The 9,081-nt window shown below is 55.8% G+C and carries 7 protein-coding genes and 1 pseudogene; 3 read left to right on the forward strand and 5 right to left on the reverse strand.

Going from position 1 to position 9,081, the window contains the following annotated elements; translation table 11 throughout:
• Positions 1-13 precede the first annotated feature (13 nt).
• Together SLW74_RS21860 and araD1 are read right to left on the reverse strand one after the other, a co-directional pair.
• A complete protein-coding gene (locus tag SLW74_RS21860; RefSeq protein WP_410930088.1) occupies positions 14-1,333 on the reverse strand; it encodes an MFS transporter in 1,320 nt (439 codons plus the stop codon).
• A 69-nt stretch (positions 1,334-1,402) separates the two neighbouring features.
• On the reverse strand, positions 1,403-2,401 hold the full coding sequence (araD1, locus tag SLW74_RS21865) for an AraD1 family protein (RefSeq protein ID WP_410930089.1): 999 nt from the start codon (positions 2,399-2,401) through the stop codon (positions 1,403-1,405).
• A 103-nt stretch (positions 2,402-2,504) separates the two neighbouring features.
• Here araD1 and SLW74_RS21870 point away from each other — a divergent pair, with 103 nt between their 5' ends.
• Positions 2,505-3,449, forward strand: a complete 945-nt coding sequence (locus tag SLW74_RS21870; protein ID WP_410930090.1) for a LysR family transcriptional regulator — start codon at positions 2,505-2,507, stop codon at positions 3,447-3,449.
• Between the two features lie 118 nt (positions 3,450-3,567).
• Positions 3,568-3,672 (forward strand): annotated as a pseudogene (locus SLW74_RS21875) (transcriptional regulator); the annotation flags it as partial.
• Positions 3,673-3,796: 124 nt separating this feature from the next.
• Here the strand turns inward: SLW74_RS21875 and SLW74_RS21880 are convergent.
• On the reverse strand, positions 3,797-4,423 hold the full coding sequence (locus tag SLW74_RS21880; RefSeq protein WP_410930091.1) for a glutathione S-transferase family protein: 627 nt from the start codon (positions 4,421-4,423) through the stop codon (positions 3,797-3,799).
• A gap of 256 nt (positions 4,424-4,679) precedes the next feature.
• Between SLW74_RS21880 and SLW74_RS21885 the strand changes: the two genes are divergently transcribed.
• Complete coding sequence (locus SLW74_RS21885; protein WP_133775252.1) at positions 4,680-4,928, forward strand: CsbD family protein; 249 nt, start codon at positions 4,680-4,682, stop codon at positions 4,926-4,928.
• Positions 4,929-5,291: 363 nt separating this feature from the next.
• Here the strand turns inward: SLW74_RS21885 and SLW74_RS21890 are convergent, their stop codons facing one another.
• The gene (locus tag SLW74_RS21890) at positions 5,292-5,954 is read right to left on the reverse strand and encodes a hypothetical protein (RefSeq protein WP_410930092.1); all 663 of its coding nucleotides are present in this window, start codon (positions 5,952-5,954) and stop codon (positions 5,292-5,294) included.
• Between the two features lie 414 nt (positions 5,955-6,368).
• Positions 6,369-6,845 (reverse strand): hypothetical protein, encoded by a 477-nt coding sequence (locus SLW74_RS21895; RefSeq protein ID WP_065991694.1) that lies wholly within the window; start codon positions 6,843-6,845, stop codon positions 6,369-6,371.
• Positions 6,846-9,081: the final 2,236 nt, after the last annotated feature.

A 9,081-nucleotide genomic window follows, 5' to 3' on the forward strand; every position in this document is an offset into this window, starting at 1 on the left:
AGAGCAGGGCAGGTCAGGCCAATCCACGCTCGCGGTAATCAATCAGGCTGGAGAACAGCATCAAACCGGACGCCATGACGACGAAGAAAATCAGCGCCAGGAAGTACGAGCCGGTGTACTGCACGATCAGGCCAATCAGGATGGGCACAATCACACCGACCATGTTCCCGCAGAAGTTCATGCTGCCGCCCAACACACCGGCTTTGGACTGGCCGCCGAGGATCGCGGGCAGGCACCAGTACATGCCGCACCAGCGAATGAAAAACAGCGCCACACACAGCAGCGAGATCACAACGACGTCGTCACTGTTATAAGCCACAGCGAGAATGCAAATGGCGGCAATGGCCGCGGAGCCTGCGAACATGCTGCGCATGACGGTGTTGGGCTGGCCGCCGGCCGCTTTCCATTTGTCGGCCACCCAGCCGCCAAACAGTTCGCCGATGAACCCGCACATGAAGATCAGAAAGGTCGCGCCGCCCATGGCCTTGATGTCCAGATTATGGGCCTGATGCAAGTAGCTCGGCATCCAGGTCAGCAGGCCGTAAAACACACTGTTGTAGCAAGCGAAGCCCGCGAACATGGCCAGCACGGAACGGCTCTTGAGCAATTCCTTGAGGATCGCCTTGCGCCCGCCCGTGGCTTTTCTGGCGGCCTCATTGGCGTCAGTGATGTACGCCAGCTCTGCCGCATTGACCTTGGGGTGTTCACTGGGGTGGTTTCTGATGTACCACCACGCCCAGACGCCTACGACCATGGTGCCCACGCCGGCGATGACGAAGGCGATCCGCCAGGAGTCAAACCAGGTGATCAGTCCCGCAATGAGGATGGCCCCCAGTGCAGTGCCCAGCGGTGCGCCGCCATCGACGAGGGTTGCGCCGCGACCGCGCTCATTGGGCGTCAGCCAGGCACCGTTGAGCTTGGCCCCGGCCGGCATGATCGGCGACTCTGCGACACCCAGCCCGATGCGCGTGATCAGCAGGGTGATCCAGTTGTGCGCGCCACCCGCCAGCGCCTGAAACAGGCCCCAACCAATGGTGGCAATGCCGACGATATTGCGGGTTTGAAAACGGTCGAGCAGCATACCGCCAGGGATCTGCATGAGCGCATACGACCAGAAGAACGCGCTGAGCATCAGACCTTCCAGCGCCGGCGTCATATTGAAGTCAGCGGAGATCAGCGGCAGCGCAACGGACAAGGAAGCCCGGTCGATGTAGTTGATGGCGGAGAGCAGCAGCAGGAGCAGGAAGATCCTCCACCGCACCGTGGTGGGACGGGCGCTCGCGGCACTCGTGGAAGCAGCAGGCGTGACGACCTGTACATTGCCAGTGGTCATGTTCATCTCACTCTTATGTTTATTATGAAATGCATCCGTTGCTAAGGGCCCGGTGCAGGGCCTCACCCGTCAGAGCGATCTTGTTTCTCCAATGTTGAACGCTGAGGCGACGACTTCCAAGGAGTTGCACAGGGGTTTTCCGAACTCGTTCATGCTGATCTCGAACCGATCACCCGGCTGAGTTTTGACGTTGTCTGCGACCGAAAGGGTGGCCGTGCCGAAGAAGTGCACATGCACATCGCCCGGGCGCAGGAACTGGGTGTACTTGAAGTGGTGATACTCCAGGTTCTCCAGGCTGTGGCACATGTTGTCCTCGCCGCTGAGAAACTCTTTCTCCCATAACAGGTTGCCGTCGCGCCAGATCCGGCTGGTGCCGGCCAGGTGCCGTGGCAATTCACCGACGCGCAGCTCTGGCCCGTAGGCGCAGTTGCGCAGCTTGGAGTGGGCCAGATACAGGTAATTGCGCCGTTCCATGACATGGTCGGAGAACTCGTTGCCCAAGGCGAAGCCCAAGCGGTAGGGCGTGCCGTCATGGCCGATGACGTAGAGGCCGGTCAGCTCGGGCTCTTCGCCCGCATCTTCAGCGAAGCCCGGCGACTGGAACGCCTGGTTCGGGCGTACCACAATCGAGCCGTCGCCCTTGTAGAACCACTCTGGCTGAGCGCCCACGGTACCCGCCGCCGGACGGCCGCCGTCGATCCCCCACTGGAACATCCGCGCGGTGTCCGTCAGCGCAGCCTGACTGTCGGCGTTTTTCTGGTGCATCTTGTCGCGGGTCGAAGCACTTCCCAGGTGAGTCAGGCCGGTGCCGCTGATCAGGCAGTGAGCGGGGTCTTCATGGTCCAGTGGCGGCAGGACGCGGCCGGTGTCCAGCAGATGGGTATAACTGTCGGCACTCAGTACCGTGCCCACGCTCCGTACTTCCTGCTGCAGGCTGTGGCCATTGGCAATGGCGGCGAGGGCCAGGGTGCGGGTGCTGGCTGTGCCGTTGACCACCTGAATCGAGTCGCCCTCGACCACGCCGACACGGCGCTGACCCGTGGCATCTTCAAACTGGATTAAACGCATGTTGAGGCCTCGACGTGTTGTTATCGTTGAGGTCACTTTAAATTTCCAGCCTGCTGCTGCCTAATGAGAGTTACGACCCAAGCGATAACCTTTAGGTATACCCATGCTGCCGTCCCTCTCATCCATGGTGTCTCGCCTGCGACTCAAGCAGCTGCGGCTATTGATTGCCCTCGACGAGCATGGCTCGGTGCGCAAGGCATCCGAGATCATGGCGCTGTCGCAACCGGGCGCCACCAAGGCATTGCAGGAAATCGAGACTGTTTTCGGTTCAAGCCTCTTCGAGCGCACCAGCAAGGGTCTGGAGGCCAACGATCTTGGCCGCTGCGTGATTCGTTATGCCCGCCTGATTCACACCGACCTTGAGCACCTTCGCGAAGAAATGGTCGGCATCCTCAAAGGCCAAGGCGGGCGCCTGGCCATCGGCACCATCATGGGCGCCGTGCCGACGCTGGTGGACAGCCTGGCGCGACTGCGCGACAAACAGCCGGAGTTGTCGATCTCCATCGTCGAAGACACCAGTTCGCGGTTGTTGAGCTTGCTGGATCAGGGAAGGGTGGATGTCGCGATCTGCCGAACCAGCGTGAGCCCACGTCCGGGCGCGTATCAAACCCGCTTCCGGGCACAGGAACCGCTGGTGGTGGTGGCCAATCCTGCGCATCGCCTGGCCCATGCGCCGACGCTGCAACTGGCCGACTTGATGGACAGCCGCTGGGTGGTGTTCCCGGTCAACATGCCCATGCGCTTGACGCTGGAGCGCGAGTTTCGCCAGGTGGGGTTGAGCTTTCCGCTTTACGCCATCGAAACCTCGTCGACGTTTACGACGTTGTCGTTGTTGCTGAAGGATCCGAATCTGGTGGCGGTGATGCCGAACGATGTCGCGCAGATGGCGCTGGATCACGGCATGTTGGTCAAACTGCCGCTGACGATTCAGTCCACCAGCGAGCCTTATGAAATCGTGACTCGATCGAATGTGGAGTACACGGCGTCGATGGTGTTGCTGATTGAGGAGATGACGGGGGTGGGTTTGGATTCAACAAGGGATGAGTAGGCTCGCCCGCGAACTGTTCATGCAGCCACGATGCGAATGTGTCGCTATAGTCCATGTGATCGCACAGCAAGGCCGTCTGGAGCATGTGATTAATCCTCGAGAAGAGCAGGGGTGTTTCCCGTCTGCAGGTGAGGTCGTAGAAACCAAACGCGGCAACCATAAGCGTTTGAACGCCTGGAAAGGTCAGTTCGGCGACGAGGTTGAGAATTGGTTGGTTAAATGATCCGCTTAAGCTGTAGCAGCCGTCGTGAGACGGCTTTTTTTCCGCTGGGACCGCGCTGACGTGATCAGTGGAGGCTTGGAGACGCTTTTCATGGCAGGACCTACCAAGCCTGCGTGTTTACCACTCAGCCCGCGAACTTGTAATCACCGCCTTTTTTGATCGCATTGATATAGGCCGGCCGCGCCTGGAACCGGTCGATCCAGGCGGCTAGGCCAGGGTAGTCGTTCAGCATGCCTTGGGATTTTGCAAACTCGCCAATAAAGCTCATTTGGATATCCGCGCCGCTGATTTCTTCACCCAACAAATACGGGGTAAGTTTCAACGCGGTCTCCAGATAACCTAGATAGTTGGCCAGTTCAGATTCAATTCGCGGCTGCAGCGGCTTGCCAGCGTCCCCAAGACGCCCGACATAAAGGCTGAGCATCAGCGGCAGCATGGCCGACCCTTCTGCGAAATGCAGCCATTGCACGTATTCGTCGTAGGTCGCGGTGGCCGGGTCAGGCTGCAAGCGGCCATCGCCGTGGCGGCGGATCAGATAATCGACGATAGCACCGGATTCGATCAGCACATGGGGGCCATCCTGAATAACCGGTGACTTGCCCAGCGGGTTAATGGCTTTCAGTTCAGGGGGCGCCAGGTTGGTCTTGGCGTCTCTTTGGTAGTGCTTGATCTCGTAGGGCAGGGCGAGCTCTTCGAGTAGCCAGAGGATGCGCTGCGAGCGGGAATTATTGAGATGGTGAACGATGATCATGAAGTTACCTATGAGATGTAAAGGTGTGTAAGGACAGACTGTCGTGGCCCACTGTGGTTCTAAATGGTTGCGAAATCAGCAGTCAGTAGCACCGTCCCGAAGGCGGCGCCTCGGGCATGATGCAAAACCTAATTCGCGAGGAATCCATCGGCTCATCCTCGCTGAACTAATCACCGCGCCCGTCCCCTAATTCTGCGCACGTTGCGCCAATCCCAGGCTTATCCTGGGTCACTCACACACGAAGGTTTGGTGAATCATGAAGAGCGAACAGGTAGAAGGCGTTGTAGAGCAGGTTGCCGGCAAAGCACAGAGCGCAGTAGGGAAACTGTTTGGTGATTCGAAGCTGGAGGCGGAAGGTACCGGTCGCCAGGCTTCTGGTCAGTTGACCCAGGCCTATGGCGATGCGATGGACAGCATCTCTGCGTTTGTTAAAGAGAAACCAGTCGCTGCAGTTGCCATTGGTGGAATTGCGTTGCTGATTCTGGACCGTCTCTTTCGCCGCTGAGTGAGGAGAAAGGGAAGCTCCGATAGGGGCGTCCACGTTTGTTTACGTACAGCTCACCAGCTGGATCGATTCAGAGGAATTTGATCAGTGGAAAGCAACCCTGAGAAAAGCAGGCATAGATGGGGCCAATAATAATCTGCCCATGACTAGGGCAGGTTATCTGCTGCTACGCTTTAATTCGACAGCATTCACGTTGCAAAAAGACACCACCGTACGAGGTATCATTTTGGGCCGCGACAGATCCTCTGCACTGCAACCTTTGTACATTGCAAAGGCTGTCTGGGAGCTTAATCGTCGTAGCTAATGAAGCAGTACTCAAAGCTTCTTGAGTACACAACTACGTGTTCAACAAGCCCTCACACCCTATTCTATGCAGCCTGGAGATTTCAAATCGGTACCAATGGTCACAGCGGTAACAGGAACGCCTGCAAAGGCATTCTTCGCCCCAGCTGAGAACTGGGGGTCACAGTTAAAGGTCATATCTGTAACGAAATCCTCCCCTTTGGCTTTTACGATCTGGGCCTTCCATGCATCCGCAGCCGAGATCGCTTCATCTGAAGACAGAGTGACCTCCAGCAGGACCTGCATGTAGTTCACCGCATGGGGGCCTTCCCAAAGGGCGTAGACGGACGGATCGAAGGCGTTGCCACACATGGTGAGGCAGTCAGCGGAGTAGGCGAAGCCACCACCGGAGGACTCTCCAAACGCTCCGAAGGTAAGCGGCTTGCCTGGGGCCGGCGCGTAGCTGTCTACGAATTTCGTAAGATCTGCAGGGCATTTAGGCCCAGTTTCGAGCCTAAGCCTGGTGACATTGCCACCCTCGATCGTCGCCGTAACGTTGCAGCCCTGGACCTTGAATTTGTGATCGTTCCCATTTGACGCACGAGGAATGCCGGCTATCGATTCAAAGTACCGTTGATTGGTGCCCAGCATATCGCCCGTAAACACTTCCGCTAGCGTCGCCGCCTGTGCTGTGCCGAGGGACGCCAGGACTGTTGCAATACCGAGACTGCTTGCTTTCAGCATGAGATGATTCCATTCACTACTGCGTTGATTGGTTCGCTTCACCTAATGGTGGGCGAAGAACGATTGTAATGGACTGGAGGTCAGCAAGGTCTGCTTTCTCCTTCGTTGAAGCTGAGGTGGACCGCCAAGTTGTGTCGCCCTCTCTCAAGTGCCCAATTCCTAGCGGCAGCTATATACCCATAGCTTACGCTCAGCGGTATGTATGAAAATGAAAGCCCCGGGGGGGCACACGCGAGATGCCTGCTTTCTCAAATTGCAGAGCGCGGCGCTGCCTGTGGGGCTTTGCGCGGTACACCAGAGAATGAGAGAGCACTGCTCTGGCGCTTTGCTTCAGCAGCGTTAGGGTGGGAGGAGAAACCCGTAATCGCAGGCTTTGATCCACGCAGCAGGAGGACTTACGGCGCCCGCGCCGCGTCACGCATGTCTAGATTCATACTGCTTAAGCAGATTGATAATCTCCTTGTAACACGCCACTTTCCCGCGAAGCTCTATCCTTTGAAGGAGCAGCCAAACCAGACCACAGAAGGCGACACTCGCAACGACCAGTTTCAGCCAAGGCGAGAGAGTCAAGCTGAAGAAGGCCAGCATCACCACAATCAGGGAGGCAAAGGTGGTAAAGGCATCGGCTTGATCACTGATGTATTCGCTGCGGTTACTCAGCGTCAGGCTTGCAAGGGAGAGGGAGTGTTTCGCTAATTCTCTTTTCTTCAATTCTGATAGAGCAGCGATGCTGAAATCAACCTCTTGGGACATGACCGATTCACAGTCCCAGTCGGCAAACGGCATCAATTTCCTTTTTAGCCAAGTGCTGCGGTCGATATAGACACGCTGGCAAAACTCAGCTCGGGCAGTGATGTACCACTTAACATAGCTATGCAGTGAAGATTCCATGAGGTCTGATAACTCCATTGAGGATGGGAACGATTGATTGCGCGGTTCGACCTGTTAACAGACCCGCTAACAAGGATGGAAGGCTAGTAATTGAGCACAGGGTAAAAAAGGAGCATGTCAAAGCGGGCTCGCGTTTCGCCTAGGCAAGAATTTTTCACGTACTAATCAGGTTCGCACAAGATTATTAAACCTTCATTTGGCAGCTCGAGCTGGTGGCTGCGGAATGCTTGTCCGGCGCTACCAGGTTGTTTGGAAGTAGGGATGCGTAGCGGGAAGGAGCAACCCAGGGCGAAGAGTTGGAGTATCAGCAAGTGATTCGACATTCAGACACACAATTTAACTTATGGGCGATGTCTTATGTCCATAAGAAGCTTACGGGCCTTGAAATTGCTCACTCAGCATCAGCACCCTAGAAATTAAGTCGATTGTTCATCGATTCATGTCCCTAGAACCAGTTTCCCAACCCGTTTAGCCTCGCTGCCCCAACCTCTGACGATCCCGATATTCCGCAGCATTGATCGCTGAGGGCACTTCGGAGAAAGGTTTGCACCCGAACGGTATAATTCCCCTATTAAGAGCCGTGCTTAAGGGGGTAGGGCTTCCGGGCGAGCGATCGCCAGCGGGTGAACTGGGTTCAGGAGTAGGGATTGAACAACGCGCCAAAGACATCAGTGGATCATGCTGGTGTCTGAATTGCGCATAGCGCTGGAAGTAGGGCTGGAATGGAGCAGAAAGGTGGAACCGCCGACCAAGGTAAAGCGGACTCTCGAAGAAGCCTGGGCCCTTGGCAAATGCCAGCCGTGACGCCAAGTAAGAGCTGGCAAATTCAGTTTTTGGCTGGCTTTGGACTGGATCGGATACTTGGAAGTCTCGGGGTTTGAAGTAAGAGAACGTGGGCTTGATGGTCTGTGTGGCAGTGAGCGCCCGCATAGGAATGTCCGAGTGGACGGCCGCTGCGACGATGAACAAAAACGGTTCCAATTTCTCACTGTAGTTTGCAAGCGACTCAGTAATCCCCATCAGGTCGGAGAGTTGCTCCGACGTGAATATTGTCCGGCGATTTTCTGTGCGGGCTACGAAGTCTTTAGGTGATAAGTCCCGAAAAGGATTTCCAGTCCCGGTACCTGCGTCAGTGAGCAGCGAATCAGTAAAAGCGAAATACTCCCGTCCATGCGTAAGGAACCAGTTCCGATGGTGTTTAGAGCTCAGCCCTGGATCATCGCCAGAGAGAGTCTGTCGGATGATCGGACGCCATAGCGGATCAAGAGGCTTGTCTGCAAAATTCCCCCGGGTCTTTTTGGAGTACCGACTACAGCCCGGTGTCGTGACCCAAGCAATCGGCGGTCTCATTATGAACTCTATAAAAGCTCTTGCGTCGGCGCTGTCCCAATCATACAAGGCTATCCCTCGGATTGACCAACTCCAGTGCATCATCGACTCTATGATCGGGCAAGGCATCTTGTAGTGACGGTCTTGGAATCCAGACCGTCGAGATTGCTTCATAAGAAAGCCCATGCCAGTTTGCCAGGCTTTGAGCGCATTCAGATGCCCGGGAACTGACTCCAAGCGGCGCCGAACTTCCAGGTTTATGGGCTGCTCAACTTGGGCATGGCCGTTGAGTAAACCCAAAGGTGGGAACAGAGGATAAGGAACTGTGGGCTCAGCCATGGATTACAAGTCCTATGCGAACACGTTGACCGCTTGAGGTAAGCGGGAACTGAGCAGCCGGGTCTGCTGGGTTAGCCAAGTAACCAAGTCATGGCAGCCAGGTCAGTGCAGCGGGCCTAAAAACGTCATGGGGGATTCATCGTTGGGACTCATGACGGAGTGGGCGCTGAACGGTCAGCCAGTTCCTCATAGAAAGCCTACACTCAAGTGCTCAGGACGACAAAGATCGCATTGGCGAGTACTAGACGAGGCTTAAGCGGAAATAGTTGGTGGCTTTGAAGTGAGATTTAGAAGTCTTGTTTTCAAATCTGAGGAATCGCTGACTAGAGCTTAGGAAAATCTCGAAGGCACAGGAGGTAGGGCGAGGAACTCGTTTAATTCGAGGCAAACCACGGTTTTTACTCACTGGTGACATTTACAGCTTTGTCACCCTGACACATAATTTAACATAATATACATTATGCGAACCCTCTAAATATTCTCTTTTGATTCAAGGGCTTACAATTTGTCGTGCTTGGATCTACGCCAATGATCCCAACGCACGAAAAGAATGTCGATGCAGGCCCAG

Source organism: Pseudomonas sp. W5-36 (assembly GCF_046540455.1).
In the GTDB taxonomy this organism is placed as follows: Bacteria; Pseudomonadota; Gammaproteobacteria; order Pseudomonadales; family Pseudomonadaceae; genus Aquipseudomonas; species Aquipseudomonas graminis_B.

Excerpts from the sequence above, each read along its gene's own strand:
- SLW74_RS21860 (WP_410930088.1), bottom strand. The coding sequence starts at position 1,333 with ATGACCACTGGCAATGTACAGGTCGTCACGCCTGCTGCTTCCACGAGT.
- SLW74_RS21870 (WP_410930090.1), top strand. The coding sequence starts at position 2,505 with ATGCTGCCGTCCCTCTCATCCATGGTGTCTCGCCTGCGACTCAAGCAG.
- SLW74_RS21890 (WP_410930092.1), bottom strand. The coding sequence starts at position 5,954 with ATGCTGAAAGCAAGCAGTCTCGGTATTGCAACAGTCCTGGCGTCCCTC.
- SLW74_RS21885 (WP_133775252.1), top strand. The coding sequence starts at position 4,680 with ATGAAGAGCGAACAGGTAGAAGGCGTTGTAGAGCAGGTTGCCGGCAAA.
- SLW74_RS21895 (WP_065991694.1), bottom strand. The coding sequence starts at position 6,845 with ATGGAATCTTCACTGCATAGCTATGTTAAGTGGTACATCACTGCCCGA.
- araD1 (WP_410930089.1), bottom strand. The coding sequence starts at position 2,401 with ATGCGTTTAATCCAGTTTGAAGATGCCACGGGTCAGCGCCGTGTCGGC.
- SLW74_RS21880 (WP_410930091.1), bottom strand. The coding sequence starts at position 4,423 with ATGATCATCGTTCACCATCTCAATAATTCCCGCTCGCAGCGCATCCTC.